Genomic DNA, 22728 nt, shown 5'->3' with positions numbered 1-22728 from the left:
TCAGATTGATTACGTGCTAAACATCCAGCCCAAACTTTTTTTCAGGTAGTTCATAGCCATAGCGCCTGCACTGCTGGGAAGAAGGCTTGGATCAATAGGGAAGCCATACCTCTGAGCTGCTGATTGGTAACTTTCCTGAAGCTGTTTATTCTCTGGGCAGAGAACCAGCGCCTGCCGGAAGAAGTTTTGAAACTGTTCAGCTGCTGGCTGACTAGAACCATATATTGGCAACATCTGTCTTAGAGTTTGTGTGTAAACATCCAGTTCAGATTCGTTCAGGTGACATTGGAGTTCTTCTATAAGGCCGCCAGGATCCTGGGTGCATTTTTCACTAATTATTTTTTCCATTAGCGCGCTTAAGGCAGCACGATCTTCAGCAAAGTGGCTAATACCCTTTATGCAAATATCGTTGGCTTTGTATCTGAACATTCTTGGATCAGTTGAAACGTGACTGCACATCAGTTTGGCCATTTGGGTATAGGCTTCAGTTTTATCCGCCCAAAGCTCAATAACTTTTTCCGCAAACTTATAAGTGCAGCTGGATTCACTGTAGTTCCTTAAAGGAGGCAACAGAGCTTGTAGTTTCTCTATATGTTCCCAGGAGGTTGTAGCGCCCAATACACCATAAACATGACGAAGCAGTGGTTCAGGGTTATCTGTTGTTTTGTATGCGCAGATGTAATCCAGAATCTTGCAGTAGGCTTCAGGGTTGCCTTTGAAATCATCTAGAGATTTTACAAGTAAACGATGAGCTGTTTCTCTGCAGTGTGCTGAATCTTTTTCTAACAGGATTGCGGCACAGGAAGAAACTAACTCTGGCGAAGCAGGGAATGAATCCATTAACAGTTCACAAAACTCTCGAGTATCGTCTTCGCTCAATTCTTCTGCGGACAGAATCTTTTCGACAACCCTTGCTCTTGGTGCTCTGGAGAGCAGTAATGATAAAGGAATATTAAGGTCATATTCGCAGATATCGGACAAAGTCAGTTTCACCCAGTCGTTGGAATGTAAATAGGGGGTGAATTGAACAAAGTTCCGTATTGCCAGCTCAGGAGAATTGCCACAATTTTTTTGGATCGCACTTTTCAAACAGGCTACTCCGGATGCATTGAACTTAACCTGCGAATTTTTAGCTAACGAATGAAGATCCTTCAGGCTCAGACTGAACCCTTCAAACTCACCAACCTCTCCATCTTCTATAACTTTACGTAGCAGATGTTTGTACATCATTTGGTAGCCTGACGAATCAGAAGAGAATGCAGGCATAGCCTTCATCAATGATGTTTTATCTAACGTGGAAATGCGAGATTCACAGATCTCAAGTGCCTGTGGATTATCGTTGGCATATCTGATGAGTACGGATAACGCTAACGTACTTAATTCTGCTCTCTGAATAGCCAGAGCCAGAATATCCTCATTGAGCACTTTGTAATGAGAAAGCAGATTTAAGAGTTCTACTAGTTGCGGCTCATCGAAGTCTTTGGCGTATTTGAGGATTAATACCTGAGCTTGGGAAAAACGCTTCGCTGCAATCAACTTTCTGGCTACGACTGTTGCTCCCGCCAAAGCTGATGGAGATGTTGGCGCGTAGTTATCCTGTAAATGATGGCAGAGAGGGTCAAGGTCTGAATCAAGCAGTGTAAACTCTTCGAACGCAGATGGATCACCACTTGCTGTCAGGCGAACTAATAATATCTCACGCAATACCTGATAAGCTCGTGTCCCAGATGGTGTTTTGGGGAGGGCCTGTTGCAGCAATTTCGTATCGGTGTTTTCCAGTTGTGCCATACAGGCCTGCAAAGTGTGGGGAGAACGATCTGCTGTCCTTAGCGTCATCAGCAGAAGTTCCAGTGCAAGTGCTTCCCTGTTTGATATCAAGGTATGGCAGGTTTCTTCATTGATGCCTAACCAACGAAGTCTGCTGACAATTTCGCTGTATTGCTCTTCGGTAAATAAAACCTGATGCTCTGCAAGCAATTGAAGTGCTTGGGGAGTACGTTTTGCACTTATCTGGAGTTTAATCAGTGAGTACATAATCTGATTACACTGGTCCGAATCCTCACACTTTAAGAATGCTTCCTCCAGCTCTGTAGTAAGGTGGTCAATATCATCTTCATGATCTTCAGGTTTGTTAAAAAGCCACTCTACATTTTCCAGTTTGCATCCTTGCAAATTACATCCCTTCAAATGATAGGAGGGGCGATGCTCTTCGCCGGTGTCCTCGCTGTCGTTAACACGAACTGCGACCTGGCTATCGAAGAACATGACATTGCTTAAGGTTGCCCCAGCGAAGTCTATGTTCTGGATTTGGAGCCGACTAAGCTGGCATCCGCTGAGATGAACGTCGCGAAGGCTCTCCAGTTTACCTAAGTGCAGATTAAGATTATGGGTGAGCAGGGTGTAAAATTGGCTTTCACCTAACCTTGTTACAAGTAAGGCATTTGTGTTTTCTAGACCATTCGCCAAGGTGTTTTCAAACTGTCTGTACAGGTCTCTGAGAGGGATGCGATAACTGACCATAGTTTCCAGCGGCCTTCCGTCCAGCCAGGGGTCAAGCCCTGCTTCCCTGAGTTGTCTCATAAGCAGATCGTATGTGGCCGGATGTGGTGTGGTAACGCTTTCCAAACATTCCGGAAAGCTCAACGAGCCAGCAAAGTTACATTGAACGTGATTACTGGAAGAGGCTGTTGCCAGCATGTCATTTTGGGTGCGTACTGCATGACGAGTGAACCAGGGGTGGCACTGCCCGGCACTCTCTTGGAGAGGAGCCTGATCGAGGCGATCAATTGTCCAGTCCTTGAAAACCAGGTTGTCTTCTATGCAAGTTTCTTGCAGCTTCCTTACATGTGTATATACGACTTTCCCCCCCCCACTGATGATGTTGGAAAAGCTGGTGATTCCTGGCTTTGTGCCCGTGTCAGTCCTTTCAACATGACTACACAATGCCAGGTTGCCTTCAATAAGATGAGGCCAAATCTGTTTGAACGGGTCTCCATAGTTCGGATTATGTACCGGTCTGAATTTCTTGCGTTCCTCTCTTGATACGAGCATCTCGCGAGGGCGCATATAAACAATCCGGCCATTTATCCGGCGGGTATAATCTGTCCAGGCTGGGGCTGCACTAAAGTCAGAGTAGAGGCTTCTGTCTGGTGATTGTTCTACTTTCTGGACGTAATCCTGTTGCATCTGTTCAGTTGTTGGCCGTGCACAAGAAAGCCCGATATTTTCAAGCCAGTTCAGGGCATTATTAATGGCCTGCATATCCTGGCCTTTTATGGTCAGGTGCAGATTGCCTTCAAAAGACCAGGCATTTGAATCCGGACCATGGAAGCCAAGCACTATAGGTTGATCTGGCAATGGCAGTGCGGCAGGTAAAGATTCTCTTGGGCTTCCTTTTTCCGGAAGGGTAATCTGGTGAAAGAATGTATTTCCCTTCAGTTGTACATAGTTCTTTTCTGGTATAGCACTGCCTCGTTGTTGATGAGCTTCCTGACATTCTTTATCACATTTATGCGGGACTTGATGCCATTGTCCTTGTTTTATTTCATATTCGGGAACAAGGTCTGTCCATGTAGTGCTGACAGTAGGGGGAAGGCAGGATGGAACTGCTCCTGTCAAAGGTGTTGCTAGGTTTCCGCCTGAGCTGCCATCCTCTTGCTGTGCGCGCTGCTCCAGAGCTATGACGCAGTCATTATGCTTTTTAATATCCAGGCCCCACTGCTGAACAAATGCAGTGTCTTCGCCGTAGTGTTTACTACGAGCTAAACGACCACCATTAGCCTGAGGAACATTTGCCATTTCCAGTATCATGCCATCGCGGAGTTGACGGACTTGATGTGCAGTTTCCTGAAAATCTTTTCTGAGCTCTGGCGTTAATGGCGCTTGTAATTTGTCGGGTACAAAATATTCAAGTCGTTGATCAAGTTCCCCGTAGCAACGATCAAGACCAAGAGTATCTGCAAGCCAGGCTGTTTTCTCTGGACTGAGCTTGAGAGATACACGGGTTTCACCCTGGCCATTAATATCAAACTGATGTGAAATGAGTATGCGATTGTCTTGAATACTTGGGCAGCTGACCGCCTGCTGGTAGCCGTGGTGCCCTAAAGCTTCAACAGCTAAACGCTCCGCTTCTATCACAGGAGGTAACTCTTGTGGATAGAGCATCGCAATATGGCCAAGGCGCTCAAACAGTGTGGATGCAAGATAACGTTTAGCCCTATCTCCATCGGGGCCATGGGTTCTAACCATTTCATTAACAAGAGTTGGAGCCTGCTGCAAAAACGCAGGCACTGCTGCAGCTATGTCCTCTGGCTGCAGTTGACCGAATATGCTGAGTGAGTGCGGGTTGTTCAGGTTCATCGGCATTCGTTTTGGATCAAGTTCAAAAACGCTACCAAAGAAGCCGCCATGGCCGTTGTCATCCTGTTTTTTTCGGGTGTAATCACTTTGGTAATATCCACTGCCTGCCCAGTTGAGAACGTGAATGTCACCTTTAGCATCAGCCTTTATGCGGTCTGGTTTGTGGCAGAGTGCATCACAACCAAGCCAGGCAGCAGTCAGGAATACTCGGGCAAGTTGTTTTTTGCTCAGCTCTTTGGACATCGGTGAATTTGTAGAAGCTGTTTCAAGCTCTGGAACCCACGGTGTTACCAGCCAGACTTGCCTTTCATTGCTTAAAATTTTTGGCTCTGGTGTCGCAATGCCACAGCTTCTGGCCAAACCCGCCATAAGTATTTCATGACGGGCTGCTGCTCTGCTGGCAACGGGCTTGGCGTAAAACCATTGGCCACTTTGACTATCGCAATATAAGCCTTTTTTCCTGGTGTCGGTGTGAACAGGTACAAGGGTTGAGAGGCTTGGCTCCTGGAGAGAATTACTCTGTCGGTGTTCCTTGTGAACAGATGCAACTACTAATCTCTCGCTCAAATGTGTGAGTTCTGATAAAGCCTCAGGCAGAGAAAGTTGCTTTGTTGCGTGTTCTTTTTTTGGACGAGCATAAGGTAAACGTTGAGTTTTGCCGTGTGGTCGACAATGCGGTGTTTTCACCTTCAGGCTGGATGAAGGTGTACCTCCGTTGGCTATGCGGCGATATACGCGCGAAGGGTTTTCCGTAATACTGAAAACAGTGTCATCCCTTCTAAAAGGGATACAGCCTATATGATCAGAGGTGAGCCACCTCTGTAACTCCTTTGCCTGTGCCGGGTTTGCTGACTTTATTTGAATCAAACCAAATGTTTCATCCGGAAAAAAACCCGCTTCTGTAACTGAACTCATACCATTCTCAGGGCTATCCGGATATACGTCTGCTCTGGCACCAGAAATTTCGACTGATGCGCCAGGGAAGCGTGCTTGAAGAGCTTTTTGAATGCGCTCCTGTTCAAATGACAGATAAGAGAAAATGTCTGTACATTCCGAGCGTAAAGGTCGATCTCCCAGTTTACCTTTCCGCATATCCTGAAAACTGAACCATTGCCACTTGTGGTTATCAAATCTCGGAACCGGCAGGGTTTTATCTTTAATATCTGTGCATGTTTCAAACCCAGCTGGTTCTACCATGTAAACAGTGCGAGATTCTGAACTCACCTCAGGGAAGCGGTTAGCTATATATTTTTGGCGTGCCAGCAATTTGTTGATGAGGTGAATTTGCTCGTGAGGCTCATTCGGACCATAGGTTTTTACCAGCTGAGCGATGGTGGGCGCAGGGATTGCTGCGATTCTCTGAACGCCAGCAAGGGTTTTTTGGGTAGGTATTTCTTTAAACAGTGTGTAGGCGTTTGGGTTGGCAGTTGAATCACTGAAAATATCCAGTTCTGTGACTTTATGGCCAAACCCACTCCCTTTTGGCTCCCCAAGGGCTCTGTAATTAAGTGTGCCATTGCAGTTTGTTCTCAGGCACTGCCCATCTTCGGAATAACAAAGGTTTGAACCGGCTGCGACATTCCAGTTTGCCAGCCATGCGTCTGCTGCATAACCATCATAGAGATTACTCCAGTGAGCAGCTGTTTCGGGCTGATCTCCTTTGAGGGGAATGTAAGGTGCTACCGTGCAGCAGGTGTTGTTAAGTATGAGCAAATGGTAGTCGAGCACGTTAACGCCTGCAGCCCGATAGAGTTTGCTGCCGAGAACCTCGTTACGGGCAATGTCAGGGTTACCATGCCATTTGATATACCAGAGTTTATTGGTCTTTTTGTCTCGATAAACGTGCGCCCCAAAGAGCGATCTCTCATGCTCTACCACTTCCAACTCCTCCCACTCCAATTGTGGAGGAGGTGCTAGTAGAGATTCCTGAGGTTCTGGGGATGGCTGGTTGTTTTCCAGAGGGGTCCAGCAATCAAGGTTGGCAGGCAGGATTGAAGATTGCGCCTGTGCTTCTACAACCGCCCCCAGGAGTGGACAAAGTCCAGCCTTTGAATGTCCACCTGGTGATCCCCACGGTGAAAAAGATTTATTTGTGCAGGGGGCTCTGAGGATTTCTCCATAGCGATTTAGAAATATGACTCCGGTGTGTTGGGAGGCAGAACTTCTTAGTTTCTGTGCCAGACCGGATGTTGAAACAGGCAGAAGCAGGCCATTATGGTGAGGTTGGCTCTGGCAGTTTGCAGAAAGGATTTGCTCAAGTATGGGCTTTACTCTGCAGAGAAGCGTGTCAATGTCGCTTGTTCCCCAGAAGTCGAGGGCTTTGTCGGCATTTAATTCGGTGAGGGATACCTGTAGTCCCTCTGCCGTTTCAGTGAGTTTTAATCGAAAACCAAGGCGGTCGGGGTCGTCTATGGTTAATCGGTCAAACGTGTCCAGGCCTTCGAGAATCTTCTTTTTTTCTTCTGGATCTTCTGTCATTTGCAGTTGATCCAGTATTTTAAAGTTATAAACAAGCTCTCCGAGAGAGCGTTGCAGTAAAAGTGTGTGGATACGTTTCAGGTTTCTTAAATGAACTGGTTGGCAGCTGTCTGCAGCTGTCACCGGCTCATCGGGAAGTTGGAAGAACTTTGGTTTTTCGTTGTAGCAGTTATAGTTGGCCTTACCGGTAGAAAGGTCGATTCTGATTCGTTCAGGAAGATAGCTTGGATATTCTCCACTTCTATGTTCTGCCAAAGGTGCTTTGTTTTTCAGGGGTATAGCTCCCAGAACCATGGCGAGCTGACATCTTTCTCCTCCCGAACAGTCAAGGCTTTGTGACAGATCAAGCTCTAACGAGTGGTCTAAATCCTCATAGCGAACCTGAAGTCCTCTAAGGAAAAACAAATCTTCAGCAAGATGCGCAATGTCGTCTGCGAGAGCTGGTGCCAGCAGGCAAGGCTCTGGTGCAGCTGTGCACTGTATGCCTTCACTAGCAGAAGTATCTATTTCCCCTTCATCATTCAGGCAAAAGAGAGTTTCAGAGCCTTTTATGGTATAAGAGATGGTGGAGCTTCCAATGGGACACTGTTTCTTTGGTGCAGGTGCATCGTCTATCGCATCGTCTATCGCATCGTCAGGTGCAGGACGTTTGACTGGGCGTTGTTGTGTATCTGATATTTGCCCGGGTCCTGAAGCCGGAGCCTTGGAGTTAGGGTCGAAAAGCATGCACCTGTCCTTCTGTTTATCCAGTTTCTTGAAAAAGGCGTCCTGTTTTGATTACTTGAGTGGAATAAAATTCTTATCAGGGCAGTTACCCCATCAAACGGGAATGGAGACAGGTAACAGCATTGTCAGAATCACTCACTGCATAACTCTCTGGCTTTTTGTCTAACAGGAACTGTTAGTGCAAAAGGGAAGGGAATTGCCATGAACAAGCCTGTCTACGAGGAAGAATCGTATATTCAGCAAGCAGAGCTGTTAGCCAGCAGTTATAAACGCAGTACGGGAAGAGATTTAATCGAGAAGTGCAGAGCATCTGCAGAATTAGCCCGCAAAATGTTCAATGGATCTCTGGCTATTGCCTCAAGTGGTATGGATGGTGACCGTTGTTTTAACTTCGGCACCCAAAGAGCGATGGATGCATTTGAGTTGGACTGGAACACATTGCTTGTTACGCCTAACCAGCAGCATCACGATGTTATAACGGAAGAAGAACGGAAGGTTTTCTTTTCTGCCATAAACAAGCATGGCTTTATTGATAACCCACCGGGGATTCGCCTTTCTTCTTCAGGGCGAAGGTTTCAGTTAATCAAAAGTACAGTCTGGGAGGTTTTCGACGAGAAGGGTTTCTTTAAAGGTGCAGCCATTGTTTTTGAAGACTGGGCGTACCTCTAATCTTGTCGATCAGTCTTGGGAAGCTAGGGGCACATGTGAGGTGGTAATTGTGCCCCTGACGTTGGAAAACAACTTTAATGTTATTCCCCTGCCCAGTGAATCTCTTTTTCCAGCAAGATCATTTGAGCGTCCGGGCTCCCAGCTCCCATGAGCCAGGTTTGAGTCTGGTCCCCATAGTTATGATCTATCCGAGCCTTGTACCAGAAGAGAAGGTCCGAGAAACCATAACTTCCTGCTCTTTTGGCCCAGCCATCACCTGTTTCATCTACGAATCTTCCGGTGTAGCGCAATGAACCATCGGTGTTCACTTTGTCATAGCTTGGGTCGAAGTCGTTCATTGTGTGTCCGATCTTGCGTACCTGATTCTTAATAGCCTCTAAGTAATAGCTTCCCGAAGGCTGACTATTTACCGGAATATTAGCTTCTGTGAATGTGGGGAATCCCGCCATCTTGTGAACACCAGACCTTACGAATTTTTCTGTTTTTGCCATTAGATATGGGCGAGCTATTTCATAAAGAGCCATGCTGACGTACAGAGCCAGATCCCGTGGAACCCGGTATTGGGTCGATGCTTTTTGGTAATTACCTGATTCAAGGTTTTGGAACTGATTAACTACCAGTACACCCGGATTGCCCGGTAGCCATGCTGGCGGTTGGGTAAAATGCATGAATGTATTGAGGCTGGCATTATCAGAAACAGAAAGCGAGCCATTATCTTCTTTATGAATTTGGATACCAGATAAGAGGCTGCACTCCGAGTCTGGAGAAATCATTTTTTCCGATAAACAGTTCAGGCTGTTTGATTCCAGCGCGGAATAGTGAAAAGACTCTTCCTGATCTTTTTTCTGATGCCTGTCTTTCAAGCATTCCATCAGGGATTGACCATTAACATCCTGATAAAGAGTCTCTGTGAACCAGCCTTTTCTCCGAGTATGCCATTCAGCCTCGACCGTTGAAGATTTAACGACAATACGTGCTGAGTCAGCCTTTTGTTCAATAAGCTGGTTGATCAACCTGCCCATCGATTTTTGCCACTCGCCCTCCAGTTCTTCTATGTTCACCTGCGCTAAAGGGGTAATTTCAAGAGAGTAGTCATCTCTTCTGGAGGAATCGTAGGTGTAGAGCAGAAGGTCCACGAAAGCGGATTGATCCAGTATTGGATCCATATAAACAGGTACACGCCCTCTGGTATCAGTTTCGGTATAGGTTCTGTACCTTTCCCGAAGAAGCATAAAGAGCGGATAAGCTCTGGACGCCTGCCTGACTATATGGATACTCATAAATGCCATTGGTATGACAGATTTCGAGTAGAACCTGTATGCCCCGATACCCAGATTTTTGGCTGCCGAATGCAGAGTCATATGAAGAACATGATGAATCAATTGGCTATAAATAGCGTCAGTTCCCAGAGTCAGAAGAGTTCTTACAACGGAATCTGGAAAATGCACTTCCGGGAGAAAAACAGTTGAATCGGAAAGAGTGATATAAGTGCCAGCGGGGGCAACATGGATAAAAGGTTTATCCTGAGCAAACAAACGGCTGCTCGCAAAAATAAGCATGAGAGAAGCAATAAATATTCTGGTTTTATTCATTGGTGATGCTTATCGGGTTGAATGGGCGCGATAATCATAGACAAATTTGGCGAGAGGTCAGGGTAGAAATACACTCCGTAACCTGAAACCAATATTTTTATAAAAGTTGTTAATGCGTTGAGACTGAAAGGCCTCTTTAAGCTAAGAATTTGGCCTTATCCGCAAAAATAGATTAATTTAGAGAACTGTTAATTTATACAGGTTTTTGGCGGCGTGTCCGCAGTGAATCTATGGCGAGCACCAATACAGGAAAACAGTCGCAGGGAAATGGAAAATCTGTTGTCGTGTTGGCTGAAAAGCGGGATCAGGCCCGTCAAATCGCAGAAGCTATGGGCTGGCGTATTCAGGGAGACTCCGGTGTTGGGGAGTTGAATGGTCAGCCTGTGACCATTGTCTGGGCATCCGGCCATTTGCTTGAGTTGATGGAACCACAGGAGTTAAAGCCTGACGCCAGTTGGAGTAACCCTTCCACACTTTTGCCTATTCCAAGAAGTTTTGACCTGCGGGTCTCTCAGCCCCAGAAAGGCCGTAAAGGAAAGTCTCCAACTCAATACCTGAAAGTTATTCGCCAGCACCTGAAAGGCGCCGGAGAAGTGATTGTCAGCACAGACCCTGATCGTGAAGGAACCGCCATCGCCTGGCACCTGTTAGAACATTGTCGTTTTCGCGGGTCGGTTCGCCATGCCTGGCTGGTGGATGGTTTGGATAAAGCCGCAGTTCGCAAAACCTTTAACCGCTTGAAAGGCGGAGAGGAAATGAAATCCTGGTTTCGGGCTTCAGAAGCAAGAGCCCGATCAGACTGGGCTTATCAATTCGTTGTACGCGCGCTTACCTGTTACGCCCGCCATGGAAAAATGGGAAATTATCTGGGGCAGGGTTCTGGCCGGGAATCTGTTGTCTCAGTTGGCCGTGTACAAACACCAACGCTTTCTCTTGTGGTGCAGCGCTGCCGGGAGATTCGGAACTTTGTTCCTAAAGACCATTTTTTAATTGATGGTCTGTTTAATCTTGCAGAGCAGGTTATCTCTGCCCGTTACAATCCTCCGGTTACCGCAGAGATTATTGAATCCATGCCCCCCGGAGTGGAGTGGGAACCTTCCAAGAAAATCGTTAAAGAAGGCTCGCCAGAACCTATGGATACACCGTTGTTTGTGGGCGAACAGGAAGTGAATAACTTCCGGGACAGGCTTGTATCTGCAGGCAGTCAGGCGATTGTTGTAGGCAGCAAAACCCGTGATTTAAAACGTCAGCCGCCTATGCCCTGTGATCTTGCAGAGTTTCAGGCAGAGATGCATAAGGCCGCAGGTTTAACCGCTTCCAAGGCTCAACAGATTCTCGAAAAACTATACAACGATGGTTTGGTGACTTATCCGCGAACGGAACATGCGGAGTTGCCGGTTTCGTTGTATGAACCCAACGAACGCAATCCTGTACTTGAACATCTTTCACGAGTTCCTTCTCTGGGTATGGCCGCGGGGCGAGCCAGAGATATACACAACGGGCAGGATACTGGTTACGCACCGTTCAGACCTTCGTGTTTCACCACCAAGCCGATGGAACACTATGGGATAATTCCCACCCGCAAAGCTGCTCATCTGGATCGGATGTCTCGTCATGAGCAGCAGGCTTATGAGATTGTTGCCCGCCGTTATGTTCAGGCAATGTGGCCTGCCGCCCAGATACGTGAACAGAAACTGGTTATTGCTGTGCCGGCGGAAGATTTGCTGGGGAATAGCCACAGCCGCTTCACCACAACATTAAATGTTGTACTCGATCCCGGCTGGCAGCAGGCTTTCCCGAAGGAAAAGAAGTCCCATGATGAAATGTCACTGGTTCAGCCAATACCGGTGCAGAAACATATGCCCGCGCCGCTTCAGGAGGTGCGTTTATTAACCCGTACAACCCGACCGCCAGCATGGTTTACGGATCGCACGCTTATCAAGGCAATGAAATCTGTTGGTCGTTTTGTTCGTGACCCACAGTTAAGAAAACTGCTTCGGGACAGTGCCGGTATAGGCACTCCGGCAACCCGTTCCAGCATTCTGGAAACTCTACTGGCTAGAGAGTTTGTAGAAAGAAAAGGTGGTCGCCTGGAAAGCACACCAAAAGGTGAGGCGCTGGTGGATGACTTGCCACCATGGCTGGTGCAGGTGGAAACAACAGCGGTATGGGAAGACTGGCTGAACCGTATCTGTGAATTGCGTAGCGAAGATACAACTGCTTGTGAGCAACGGGATAAATTTGTTGGGCGCCAGCTGGACAGACTGGAAGAATATTTACATGAACTTCAACAGCGCCATGGCGCAGTGTCTGGCAGTGCTCCACGAGGGGGGAATCGTGGCCCTCAAGGTGGAGGCCCTCGCAAACCTACGCCGAAAATGCTGAACTTTGCCAAGGCTATTGCTCGGCAGATTGGTCAGCCACTGCCTCCGAATGTTGAAAAGGATGGAAGGGCCTGCAGCCAGTTTATAGACCAAAACAAAAATGCCCTTCAAAAGCCAAATAATAACCATCAGCAACCAGCTGCTACAGAGGCTTAACAAAACAAAACCATAGTGCTTTGCCTGCTGGCTATATTGCATGGAATGTTCGGAATGCAGGCCAAGCTATGGCAGAAGCCAACACTGTGCCTTTCAAACAATACCTATTCATTGCCTTGAGCCTTTTTATGTTGGCTCAGGGTTGCTTTGCTACGGAAGATCCTCTCGAACCAGAACTATTTCCTCCGGAACCTGAACCACCAATTCAGATAAAGCATAATATAGAAATTGATGGCTCGGCAGGACTGGGGACTTTGCCGGATTGGGCTTCTAATCAAAGTGGGACTTTTATGCGATACAGGGATCGCATAGTTTTCTTTGAAGGGGTGAAGTACGACGATTTCAAGCGTAATACCGAGTCGAATTTTATATACGGTGGGCTTTTACCTGCTTCTGGTATGGTGGCTTTGTATTCCTTTTTACGAATTATGGCAGAGTCTAATGGGTATATAGCTCCTGGAATTCGATCGGCTTCACACAACATGACTGTTCTGGCCATTATTTTTACAATTTACCAGCAGACCAAGAATGCTTATTACAACGGATGGTCTGCGGGTTATCTGTACATGGGCGCTAAGTTGCTTGGTGGTGTTGAAAGTCGTTTCAACTATGAGCGTTTCTATAGCTATCACACTCCACTTGCGAGTCTGGCGTTATTTTCCCGGTGGGCTTTAACAGGTCTCTGGAAGAGACGTGCCAATCAGATGGTGGGTAGCCTGGATATTCAACTTCCACCCTGCCTGCGCGAAAAGCTTTTTATAACCCTCGATGACAAAGGGAATAAAGAGTTTGCATTGAAGCTGTACCGTATACCTCTGGTTCTGCGCAACAAACGTAATGAGAAGACAACTGAAGGCTGCAAGGTGTGGAATCAGCTTGTAAAGATAATGGATCGAGGTCGAATCGATATCCTTACTTTCTCACTAAACAAGAATGAGGAAACAACAGAACTTCAGGTTGGCATCACTGATTATCGTAATCGTTATCAGAAGCGAATTGTGTTGGGAGTTGGGGAAGAACATTCAGAAAACCCATTGCCATGGCTTGAACAAAGACTGGTGGCCGGGGTTAAGAGAGAAGTGCCAGACCCTTCTTTCCGCAGCGTGCTGCATCCACGGCTTCTTAAACATGTGAACGATGCTTTGAGCTGCTACAGCGAACTTGGGGATAAAGAGTCTTATCGCGAGTGCACTCAAGGAACTCTGCATGTGCGGCAAAAATATGAGACGGGCTTTTTGGGCGATACGATTGAGTGCTCAACATTGGCCTGGTTGTATGAACATGAGCCCAAACCATTAAGCTGGGCGCAGGACAGTTATGAGAATACGTTCTTCTACTTTGGCCTGCCCGGAGCCAATATTCCCCGCCTGGTATGGTCAGACACTTATGCCGGGCCTGGCTTGGAGTTAAGGGATGGCTCTCCACAAAAATCTTTGCTCTGGCAATATCATTTTGATCAGGAAGCCAGTTTCGCTCTGAATAGCGAGCTTAACTATCTGCTGCGTTATGTGCCCCATATTATTGGGGGAAGAGTCTTTGTTCCTTTAATAAACGCATTCACTCCTTCTGCTGATAATGTTCCCTCAAACTCCAGACATTCAATGGAAGCCGTACTGGAAATATTAAACCGCTATGCTCCAGGGTGGCTGGCAAATGTTTATGAAATTACAGAAGCTACCGGTGGCCGGGGACGCTAGTTGAGTTTTTTCAACTCCTGCAGATCCGGGCAGTCGAGCTTATAACCTTCTCCCTGTAGTTGTTGGCAAACGTAACCAGAAGCAATGCGGTGAACCCTTGCTGTAGCATGAACCTGATCCCAGAAAAGGTATTTGTCAGGGTTTTCACAGACCGTTGCCTGCCGGGTCTGGAAGAGTGAAACCATACCCGGGTAACGGTCACAACCCGGTATATAAACATTGACGCATGGTCGATCCAAAACGCCTCCTTCAAGATTCAGATCATGGGCGATGTTCCGGAAAATTTCGCCAATATCCCCGAGAATTAGTTTTACCTGAGGCCAGGCATGAGCAGTGCCCTCGGCAAGCTTACGGACATAACTGTTATGTTCTTGTCCCCACTGAGCAACAACATCCCGTCGGGGGCCTTTATGGAAGCAGGGTGCCATTGCATAGTCAGGAACCAGCCCCCAGAAAATATGACGGGCTCCGGCATTGATAAGTTTGCGAACGTTGGTGAACTGGCGGGATACAACAACCGCTGGATCACTGAAACCATTGAGATAATCATTGCCATTAAAATAAACGGCATAGACGACGTCGGGATCAAGCTGTGGGTTGTGTTTTAAGTATGCATCGGTGACAGCAGAAAAGCTGGGCGGTAAAACCTTCCCCTGAAATATCAGCCGCAATCCGGGTAATCGTTTTTGATCCCAGGCCTGCACCAGATTGTCGAACAGGTTTGTTGTCCAGCTGGCACCAAAGGCCATATTTCGGTATTGGTTCGGATCGTTCAGATCAAGACCTGCGTATTGAGCAAGATATTCAACTGCAACCGGGCCATTGGAGAAATATCCACGGTTATAAGGTGGTGCTGGAAAGGTTGGAAAGGGGACAATTGATGGACCAACAGTCGTTACCAGCCAGGGAACAAGCCCTGCAAATACATCCTGAAAATAATTGGTTTTGTAATCTTCACCCAGAGGGTCTGGTTGCCCCATATAGTAATGGCTGAGTCGCCAGGTATTTACATTGTCGGAAAGGCTGTCTCCAAAAATCACCAGTCCTTTAATGGGCACAGGTTCAGAACTTGGTTTTTCATTGGCAAAACATGTTTGCGCTATAAGCCAGAATGCCGCCAGGAAAAATACTGAAACTCTGTTCGTCTTCTGTTTCCCGATGACTAATCTGGCTAATATCTGCAGCATGTATGGGATGCTCCGGCTTTTTGAATGCGGCTGTGAGCCTAGCAGCCAGTCTGGATACACTCCAATTTCAGCAGTTTGAGGAAGATAATGTCGTTCTATCGCTGGCAGGATAAAAACCTGATTCTTTCCTGCCACTTACAACCAAGGGCCAGTAAAGATGAGTTTTCTGGTTTGCACGGAGACAGCCTGAAGATTCGTATTAAGGCACCTCCGGTTGATGGCAAAGCCAATGGTTACCTGATCAAGTTTCTGGCAAAGCAGTTTGGTGTCAGCAAGCGTGATATTTCTATTATCAGTGGCGAGTTAAGCCGGGAGAAAAGGGTTTCTATTTCGGAGCCTGAAAAGATTCCGGACAATTTGAATATCTTTCTTCCCTGAAAGAGAGCGGTTCACTCAAGAAAAACCAGCAAGGCCATCACCAGCAGTAGAAACCCCATAAGATAACCAAAGTTTCGGCTCTGCTCCGGAGTCGACAGTAGCTTACTCAACGCAGTACCAAATCCTGCCCAGAGCATAACTGTAGGCAGACTTATAATTGTCATAAGAACTGTGATAACTGCTGCCGATTCCAGATACTCCGGCCCGTGAGTTGGAAACAGGCTCATGGCGGTTAAAGCCATCATCCAGACCTTCGGGTTTATCCATTGCAACCATGCCGCCTGAAGCAGACTGACAGGTTTTGCCAGCTGCTGTTCGCCAAAACTGCCGCTGAAGTTGCGTGCCACGCTCCACGCCAGATATATGAGATAAACAGTACAAAAGCCTTTCAACAGTTTTGGCAGTATGGGGTGAAGCTGGAACAACTGGCCGATACCCAGGGCGCAAAAAACCAAAAGACTGAATATTCCAAGGTTTACGCCGAATACCGGAGGCAGGGTTCTTCTGAATCCGTAGGAAATTCCTGAACACGCCAGAAGAAGATTTGCAGGCCCCGGGGTAACAGAAGCAATAAAGGTGAATCCTGCAGTGGCGAGCAGTGTTGTAGTTGAGATAAGCATGATGAAAAAGTAGCAGGTGAATGAGCTTGTACTTTGAATCAGAAAAACCGTTGAAATTGTCTTTGGTGTCTGGTGAATTTCGGCATGTGGGATATGGTTATTTCATTGTCTGTTCGCTACATTGTTCACTTTTAAGCGTAAGGACAGGCTCACTAGGGTTTAATTGTGAACACACCCTAAAAGAGCCGTTAACAACGGATGTTCGGAGCACTCAAACCGAACAAAATCTAGCGAGTATTCTCTGAGTGGTAGAAAAAGTGACAGGTATTGTCGGTGAAGGCGCACTGCCTTTTTATATTTATCCCCTGCTGATGATTGGCGGGCTCTGTGCCTTTGGGCTTCTTATTCATTACCTGTTGCGTAAGCGTTCCCAGAACAATATGTATCTGCAGGATCCTCTGTTTGATGGGCCTTCACGTTCTATCTATGGGTTGCTTGATGTGGCTGTTCGGGAGCACTTCACTTTATTCCGTAATGTTGCTGTCGCAGATGTTATTCGTTCGTCCGGTATGGTGAGCCCGCTTCCCGGAAAAATTCGTAACAGCCAGTTTGATCTTTTGCTATGTGATCGCCGCAAGATGCTACCCAAATGTGGCATTGTGCTGGTGGATAAAGGCGCGAATCTGGAAAAGGAAACATCCCGGCTGCGTGAGTTCTGTGACAAGGTTGATCTTCCACTTCTGGTTTATGAAACAGGCGGTTTCTTTGATGTGACCAGTCTGCGCCGTGATGTTTATCAAGCGACCGGGCTGAATGATGTTCTTGGAACCTGTGCGGTGGTTGGAGATTCCCGTGGATACGATGATTTGCAGGATGAAACACAGGAAGATCACTCGTTGGAGAGTCAGCCTGAGCAGGCGGAACAAGCAGCAGAGCGAGACTGCAAAAAGTGCGGAGCCCGCATGGTTGCGCGCACAATATCCAAAGGCAAACATGCCGGGCATAAAGCCTGGGTATGTGAAACCTTCCCAACTTGCCGCCATGCAGTTTTGATGGAAGAGATTGCCAGCTAGACTCTCATTTTCTTTGCCAAATCAGGTCAATTTTCTGTTGACCTGATTGCCTGATCACACCTTTTATTTCTACCAATGTATTTTTTTGTATTGCGTGTTGCTAAAGCCTTCACGTGCAGGCAGGATAATTCCCACAAAAAATAAAAATAATAAAAAGGTGTTCTATGGAATATCGCCTTCCGTTGGCAGAATTTGCCAACAATGTTTCCCGTCATCCTAATCAACAGTGGTTGCATCAACCAGATAATCGAGAATGGAGAACCTTAACCTGGGCGCAGGCTGATGATCAGGCTCGTCGTATTGCTGCCGGTTTACTTGCACAGGGGTTTGAGAAAGGTGATCGAATCGCGATCTTTGCAAAAAACAGTGCAGAGTGGTTCATCTCCGATCTGGCCATAATGATGGCTGGAATGATCAGTGTGCCGATCTATGCGACAGCTGGCACTTCCATGATCCAGCATGTGATGAGTCACAGTGAAGCCAAAGCAGTTTTTGTCGGCAAGCTGGATAGCACTGAAGCAGCAGAGCAGGCGTTTGAGAAAAATACACAGATTATTACTTTTCCTTATCCTACCTTATCTGGCACGGATAAATTTGCGGACTGGTTGGAGAAGTATGAGCCACTTCAGGAAGTGAATACGCCAGCTGCCGAGGATACTTTTACTCTGGTTTATACCTCAGGCAGTACCGGCTTGCCTAAGGGGGTTGTTCTTACTTACGAAAATATTGCTGCAGCAAGTAGCAGTGCTTCTATTTTGCATGACAGAAGCATTCCAAATCGCAGTATGTCTTACCTGCCTCTGGCTCATATCACTGAGCGCAGTGTGGTAGAAATTCTCAGCATCTACTCCCCGCAGGAAATTTTCTTTGTGGAGTCGCTGGACACATTTATTGATGATGTTCGTCATGCCCAGCCAACAACATTTGTATCAGTACCAAGACTTTGGACGAAGTTTCAAGCGCAGATTCTGGCTCAGTTACCAGATGAAAAACTTCAGAAACTTTTAAAGATTCCACTGGTAGGACGGTTGGTTTCCAGAAAGATACGTAAGGGACTTGGACTCAGCCATTCAAGGCTGTGTGCTTCCGGCTCTGCACCGATTTCACCAGGAATTCTGGAATGGTATGACCGTCTTGGCATTTCCATTTGTGAAGGCTGGGGTATGACAGAAACTGCCGGTTTGTCCTGCGCTAACTTTCCATTTGCCAGGAAGTCACTGGGAACAATTGGCACGGCTCAGGAATGCGTTGAGATGAAACTCTCCGATGAAGGTGAGGTGCTTATCCGGGGCGCAGCTGTTTTCAAGGAATACTATAAAAACCCGCAGGCAACAGCTGAGGCATTTGTTGATGGCTGGTTCCGCACTGGTGACCGGGGCATTTATGAAAATGGCGTCTGGAAAATTATTGGCCGGGTAAAAGAACAGTTTAAAACCGCTAAAGGCAAATATGTGGCGCCTGTTCCCATTGAAAGTTTGCTGGCTCGTAATGCTGATATTGAGCAGGTTTGTGTTATGGGCATCGGTCGTAAACAGCCATTAGCGATTGTGGTTATGAATGAGCAGGTCAGGCATAAGTCTGATGAGGTTCGCGCCAAGCTGGAAAAGACTTTGAAGGAAGTGAACAGTGAATTGGAAGGCCATGAACGGCTTGACCATATCGTTGTTTCTGAAGAAGTCTGGGGCATAGAAAATGATATGTTAACGCCAACACTCAAGATCAAGCGTAACAAGCTGGAAGAACGTTACGGCGAGTATCTGACCCGCCAGTTCTCCGGTGCAGTTGTCTGGGAGTCTGAGCTGGAACAGCAAAAGGAGTCAGCAGTCGCTTAACTCAAAAGATAACAGGTTGGGTTACGCCTTAAAGGCAGTGAACCCGGCCTGTTATGCTTTTTCATAGTTCTAAATAGATACAATATCTGCCACTCGAATAAGTTCTGCATCCATATCCGGTGTTTCTTTACAGGCTTTTTCAAGCCCGGTAAGAGTAATCCGGTTATCCCTGAGCCCAACCATCACACCAGACGTTCCATCTCTCAGGGTATCTACAGCTGCCACACCTAAGCGACTTGCTAAAACCCGGTCTGCACAGGTTGGTTTCCCGCCCCGTTGAAGATGACCAAGAATAGTAACCCTGGCGCTGTAACCGGGCAGTTTTTCTTCAACAGTTTTGGCAAGGTCATAAACCCCACCGCTTTTTTTATCACCCTCAGCGACAACGACAATACTGGATGTTTTTCCTGCTCGATTGCTGCGATTAAGAGAATGCAGAAGATAATCAATCCCTCGGGATTTTTCGGGAATCAATATCTCTTCGCTTCCCGAGCCAATACCAGCGTAGAGAGCGATATAACCTGCATCGCGCCCCATTACTTCGATAAAGAACAGGCGGTTATGGGATGTTGCGGTGTCGCGGATTTTATCCACGGCATCCAGAACCGTATTTATGGCGGTATCAAAGCCGATAGTGAAGTCTGTGCCGTAGATATCGTTATCAATGGTTCCGGGAATACCAACCACTGGAATTTTGTGTTCCCGTGCCAGGGTAACTGCACCGGTAAATGAACCATCACCACCAATCACCACCAAGGCATCAATACCGGACTTTTTCAGTTGCTCAGCAGCTTTGGCACGGCCTTCTGGCTTGTAGAATTCCATGCACCGGGCAGATTTAAGAAAGGTGCCGCCCTGATTAATGATGTTGGAAACAGAACGGGAGTTAAGTAGCTTGAGCTTGCCTTCCAGCAAACCTGTATACCCTTCCGAAATACCTGTTACTTTCATATCGTGATAAATGGCACTGCGAACAACAGCTCTGACTGCTGCATTCATGCCCGGTGCGTCACCACCAGATGTGAGCACACCAATATGATTGAGAGAATTCATGGGGATCCCCTGATTGTTCTGCATGCGAGTATGGAACAGTTGCCATAATTCGCCATTTTTGCTCCGTAAATCATCACAACTCCGCCACCGCAATGCCCTTTTTGTTTTGTGTAATAGATCGTGAGTTACACAGGCTGATGATGAAAAGGGATAACCGGATGACAACTGAAAAAACTCTCAACAAAAAAGGCACTTCTCGTTTAACCGCAATAGCTTTGGCGACAGGGTTGATGTTTTCGGCAGCAATGCCAGCGCAGGCGCAACAGGGTGAATGGACAAAGGAAAAAAGCGGTGTTGTGGCTGGTAGCAGCGTGGCTGGTGCAGTGCTTGGTGGTCCTATTGGTTTTGTGCTTGGAGTGGCTGCTGGTGATTGGCTCGGTAATAGCGTGAACAAAGCCAATGAGTCAGAACAACTGGCAGTGGGGCTCAGTACAGAAAGAGATCAGGCGCTGGCTGAACTTGCCCGTGTTCAGGAACAGTTATTGATTGCCCAGCAGGAAGCTGGCCGTTACCAGGATCTTGCGCTGGACTCCCTTCAGTTGAATGTAATGTTCAGCACCGCTGGTGACACTCTGAATATGCGGGATGAAAGTCGTTTAAATGTTCTTGTTCGTTTGCTGAAAGAGCAGCCACAGTTGAATATCCAACTGGCAGGTTTTGCTGATCCCCGTGGTGCTGATGAATACAACCTGAAGCTCTCTGAACGCAGAGCGGCAAGTGTTCGCAACTTTCTGGTAAGCAAAGGCATTGAAGCCCACCGCATTCAGAAGTTCGCTTATGGCGCACGTCAGTCTGAGGCGCAAGCCAATAATCTGGATGCCTATGCCATGGAGCGTGTAGTGACTGTGAAGCTTCAGGAAAACAATGAAGGGCTGGTAGCGCGTGAATGATAATAAGCAATATCAGGCTCCTTTGAGGAGCCTGATTGTTGTTTTAATCCAAAACACCAAGCCGATTAAGAAAGCCGGCAACTTGCAATGTGAACCAACTATGGTCAGGTGTTTCTTGCGAAACAGTGGAAGCTTCCTTGTCGGATGCAGCCGGTAAACTGTATTTCAGCGTTTGTTGCAGCTCATCTTCATCGTCAGGAGTGACCATTACCAACCTCTCTATTTGAAGAGTTGGTTGATCTTCAGTGAGGCCGGTACATTGTACTGTGAGCAGAAAACGTGCTGCATTGCCTGGAAGGTTTTGGCTTATAAGAGTTGGTACCAGATCAGTCTTTGAAAGCTCTGTATCCTGCTGGCTGACATAACAGAAAATATCGGCCTGTCGGCATACGGTAAGAAATGTTTCTGGAAGCTCTGATTGGCTTTTACTGTCCGAGTTGAAATCTTCGGGTGCATAACTCATAGATGTTATATGAGCATCTGTTAGAGCTTTTGGGTGTCCCAGTTTTACCTTGATGTGAGATTCTCCCACCATCAGTTTTTCACAAGGTTTGGGTTCAACTTCAATCTGTCGCTTAACACATGGGATGTTTGTTTTTTCGAAGATGGATGAACCATTACCTGTTGCCAGATAAAAGAGGTCAGGGGCTATGCGCTGTGAAAGGTTTTCCGGGCTAACAATCACAACATTCACGGGTTTAGGGTGAGAGATTTTGGCTCGCTTGGCTCGAGGCTCCTGACACTCGTCCTCAGAGTCACTGTCTAAGAGATAATCACAGACAACGGGAGGAGCAAAAGGGTCGGTATAGCCCACATACATAGCGTATCTTCCTGAACAAAAGCGTATGAGGGTAAGAGTGAGTAAATTGGTGAATGTTCATTTTGGCTACCCCGAGCTGTGTTTTTGTTAGTCAGGGTAACCAGAACTGGATTTGAGTTGCTAACTCAACAGAGCAGCAATGCCCAAACCGGCAAACAGGGCAGCGGCAAGCCGGCGAATCCATTGCAGAGGCAGACGGTCAGCCAAACCATTACCAATAAATACTACCGGAACATTGGCAAGTAGCATTCCCAGGGTGGTTCCTAAAATCACTACGGACAGAGGCTGGTACTGGGCAGCAAGAATAACGGTGGCTACCTGTGTTTTATCGCCGATCTCTGCCAGAAAGAACAAAATCAGTGTGGCAACAAAAGCCCCGTAGCGGTGAAACCCGGTCTCTTCATCATCCATTTTATCTGGGATAAGTGTCCAGGCGGCTACTGCAATAAAGGAGAGCCCCACAATCCACTGCAGAGTTTCTGTCGCGAACATGCCGGCCACCCAGTTGCCAACCCATGCAGACACGCCGTGGTTGAAAACAGTGGCAATAAAAATACCCAGTGAGATCACCCAGGGTTTGCGATAGCGGCAGGCAAGCAGAAGAGCAAGAAGCTGGGTTTTATCGCCAATCTCGGCAATAAGAACCATCAGAGTAGAGACAGAAAGGGTTTCCATGAAATGTCCGGGGGCGGGATATTATGACAAATACACAGCAGCACAGCCGATCATCCCGCCCGGGTTGAGATCAGCTATGCCGCAGGTCTTGTCAAACCAGACTGGAATCTGGTCGCGGCTACCACAGGCATGAGGCCTGATTATGTTGATAACCGCCCGTGTTTGTGGAGACTACTCCCCCAGGGCGCGGCAAGGTTAT

Annotated in this window: 14 protein-coding genes; 7 read left to right on the top strand and 7 right to left on the bottom strand. The window is 47.2% G+C overall.

Annotated features, from left to right (window positions below; genetic code table 11):
- Positions 1-9: 9 nt before the first annotated feature.
- Positions 10-7563, bottom strand: coding sequence for a hypothetical protein (locus tag ACY2RR_RS17395; protein WP_490109444.1), 7554 nt, complete (start codon positions 7561-7563; stop codon positions 10-12).
- Between the two features lie 201 nt (positions 7564-7764).
- Between ACY2RR_RS17395 and ACY2RR_RS17390 the strand changes: the two genes are divergently transcribed.
- Positions 7765-8232, top strand: coding sequence for an MEKHLA domain-containing protein (locus ACY2RR_RS17390; protein ID WP_490109443.1), 468 nt, complete (start codon positions 7765-7767; stop codon positions 8230-8232).
- Positions 8233-8312: 80 nt separating this feature from the next.
- On the opposite strand, the gene ACY2RR_RS17385 is transcribed toward ACY2RR_RS17390, so the two are convergent.
- On the bottom strand, positions 8313-9824 hold the full coding sequence (locus ACY2RR_RS17385) for a hypothetical protein (RefSeq protein ID WP_490109442.1): 1512 nt from the start codon (positions 9822-9824) through the stop codon (positions 8313-8315).
- Between the two features lie 230 nt (positions 9825-10054).
- Here ACY2RR_RS17385 and ACY2RR_RS17380 point away from each other — a divergent pair, with 230 nt between their 5' ends.
- Together ACY2RR_RS17380 and ACY2RR_RS17375 are read left to right on the top strand one after the other, a co-directional pair.
- Positions 10055-12364: a DNA topoisomerase gene (locus ACY2RR_RS17380; RefSeq protein WP_490109441.1), complete on the top strand. Its 2310-nt coding sequence runs from the start codon at positions 10055-10057 to the stop codon at positions 12362-12364.
- Positions 12365-12432: 68 nt separating this feature from the next.
- Positions 12433-14061, top strand: coding sequence for a hypothetical protein (locus tag ACY2RR_RS17375; RefSeq protein WP_490109440.1), 1629 nt, complete (start codon positions 12433-12435; stop codon positions 14059-14061).
- Here the strand turns inward: ACY2RR_RS17375 and ACY2RR_RS17370 are convergent.
- Positions 14058-15248 (bottom strand): SGNH/GDSL hydrolase family protein, encoded by a 1191-nt coding sequence (locus ACY2RR_RS17370; protein WP_490109439.1) that lies wholly within the window; start codon positions 15246-15248, stop codon positions 14058-14060. The two genes, ACY2RR_RS17375 and ACY2RR_RS17370, sit on opposite strands and share 4 nt — an antisense overlap.
- Before the next feature lie 84 nt (positions 15249-15332).
- Between ACY2RR_RS17370 and ACY2RR_RS17365 the strand changes: the two genes are divergently transcribed.
- Positions 15333-15626, top strand: a complete 294-nt coding sequence (locus ACY2RR_RS17365; RefSeq protein ID WP_490109563.1) for a DUF167 family protein — start codon at positions 15333-15335, stop codon at positions 15624-15626.
- A gap of 11 nt (positions 15627-15637) precedes the next feature.
- Here ACY2RR_RS17365 and ACY2RR_RS17360 read toward each other — a convergent pair whose 3' ends face one another.
- Positions 15638-16246 (bottom strand): LysE family translocator, encoded by a 609-nt coding sequence (locus ACY2RR_RS17360; RefSeq protein WP_490109438.1) that lies wholly within the window; start codon positions 16244-16246, stop codon positions 15638-15640.
- 257 nt (positions 16247-16503) lie between these two features.
- Here ACY2RR_RS17360 and ACY2RR_RS17355 point away from each other — a divergent pair, with 257 nt between their 5' ends.
- Positions 16504-17259, top strand: coding sequence for a DUF2726 domain-containing protein (locus ACY2RR_RS17355; protein ID WP_490109437.1), 756 nt, complete (start codon positions 16504-16506; stop codon positions 17257-17259).
- A 164-nt stretch (positions 17260-17423) separates the two neighbouring features.
- A complete protein-coding gene (locus tag ACY2RR_RS17350; protein ID WP_490109436.1) occupies positions 17424-19091 on the top strand; it encodes an AMP-binding protein in 1668 nt (555 codons plus the stop codon).
- Between the two features lie 69 nt (positions 19092-19160).
- Here ACY2RR_RS17350 and pfkA read toward each other — a convergent pair whose 3' ends face one another.
- Complete coding sequence (gene pfkA, locus ACY2RR_RS17345) at positions 19161-20144, bottom strand: 6-phosphofructokinase (RefSeq protein ID WP_490109435.1); 984 nt, start codon at positions 20142-20144, stop codon at positions 19161-19163.
- A 158-nt stretch (positions 20145-20302) separates the two neighbouring features.
- On the opposite strand from pfkA, the gene ACY2RR_RS17340 reads away from it, so the two are divergent.
- Positions 20303-21034 (top strand): OmpA family protein, encoded by a 732-nt coding sequence (locus ACY2RR_RS17340; protein ID WP_490109434.1) that lies wholly within the window; start codon positions 20303-20305, stop codon positions 21032-21034.
- A 43-nt stretch (positions 21035-21077) separates the two neighbouring features.
- Here ACY2RR_RS17340 and ACY2RR_RS17335 read toward each other — a convergent pair whose 3' ends face one another.
- Together ACY2RR_RS17335 and ACY2RR_RS17330 are read right to left on the bottom strand one after the other, a co-directional pair.
- Entirely contained in the window at positions 21078-21854 is a 777-nt protein-coding gene (locus ACY2RR_RS17335) for a hypothetical protein (RefSeq protein WP_490109433.1), read from the bottom strand.
- A gap of 120 nt (positions 21855-21974) precedes the next feature.
- Entirely contained in the window at positions 21975-22529 is a 555-nt protein-coding gene (locus tag ACY2RR_RS17330) for a TMEM165/GDT1 family protein (RefSeq protein WP_490109432.1), read from the bottom strand.
- Positions 22530-22728: the final 199 nt, after the last annotated feature.

Source organism: Parendozoicomonas sp. 2304DJ65-17 (assembly GCF_058148445.1).
The sequence above is the reverse complement of the archived record's forward strand: the minus strand, read 5'-3'. Positions and strand labels throughout refer to the sequence as shown.

Bases quoted from the DNA above. Each gene is read 5' to 3' on its own strand.
- ACY2RR_RS17395 (WP_490109444.1), bottom strand. From the start codon at position 7,563: ATGCTTTTCGACCCTAACTCCAAGGCTCCGGCTTCAGGACCCGGGCAA.
- ACY2RR_RS17390 (WP_490109443.1), top strand. From the start codon at position 7,765: ATGAACAAGCCTGTCTACGAGGAAGAATCGTATATTCAGCAAGCAGAG.
- ACY2RR_RS17385 (WP_490109442.1), bottom strand. From the start codon at position 9,824: ATGAATAAAACCAGAATATTTATTGCTTCTCTCATGCTTATTTTTGCG.
- ACY2RR_RS17380 (WP_490109441.1), top strand. From the start codon at position 10,055: ATGGCGAGCACCAATACAGGAAAACAGTCGCAGGGAAATGGAAAATCT.
- ACY2RR_RS17375 (WP_490109440.1), top strand. From the start codon at position 12,433: ATGGCAGAAGCCAACACTGTGCCTTTCAAACAATACCTATTCATTGCC.
- ACY2RR_RS17370 (WP_490109439.1), bottom strand. From the start codon at position 15,248: ATGCTGCAGATATTAGCCAGATTAGTCATCGGGAAACAGAAGACGAAC.
- ACY2RR_RS17360 (WP_490109438.1), bottom strand. From the start codon at position 16,246: ATGCTTATCTCAACTACAACACTGCTCGCCACTGCAGGATTCACCTTT.
- ACY2RR_RS17350 (WP_490109436.1), top strand. From the start codon at position 17,424: ATGGAATATCGCCTTCCGTTGGCAGAATTTGCCAACAATGTTTCCCGT.
- pfkA (WP_490109435.1), bottom strand. From the start codon at position 20,144: ATGAATTCTCTCAATCATATTGGTGTGCTCACATCTGGTGGTGACGCA.
- ACY2RR_RS17340 (WP_490109434.1), top strand. From the start codon at position 20,303: ATGACAACTGAAAAAACTCTCAACAAAAAAGGCACTTCTCGTTTAACC.
- ACY2RR_RS17335 (WP_490109433.1), bottom strand. From the start codon at position 21,854: ATGTATGTGGGCTATACCGACCCTTTTGCTCCTCCCGTTGTCTGTGAT.
- ACY2RR_RS17330 (WP_490109432.1), bottom strand. From the start codon at position 22,529: ATGGAAACCCTTTCTGTCTCTACTCTGATGGTTCTTATTGCCGAGATT.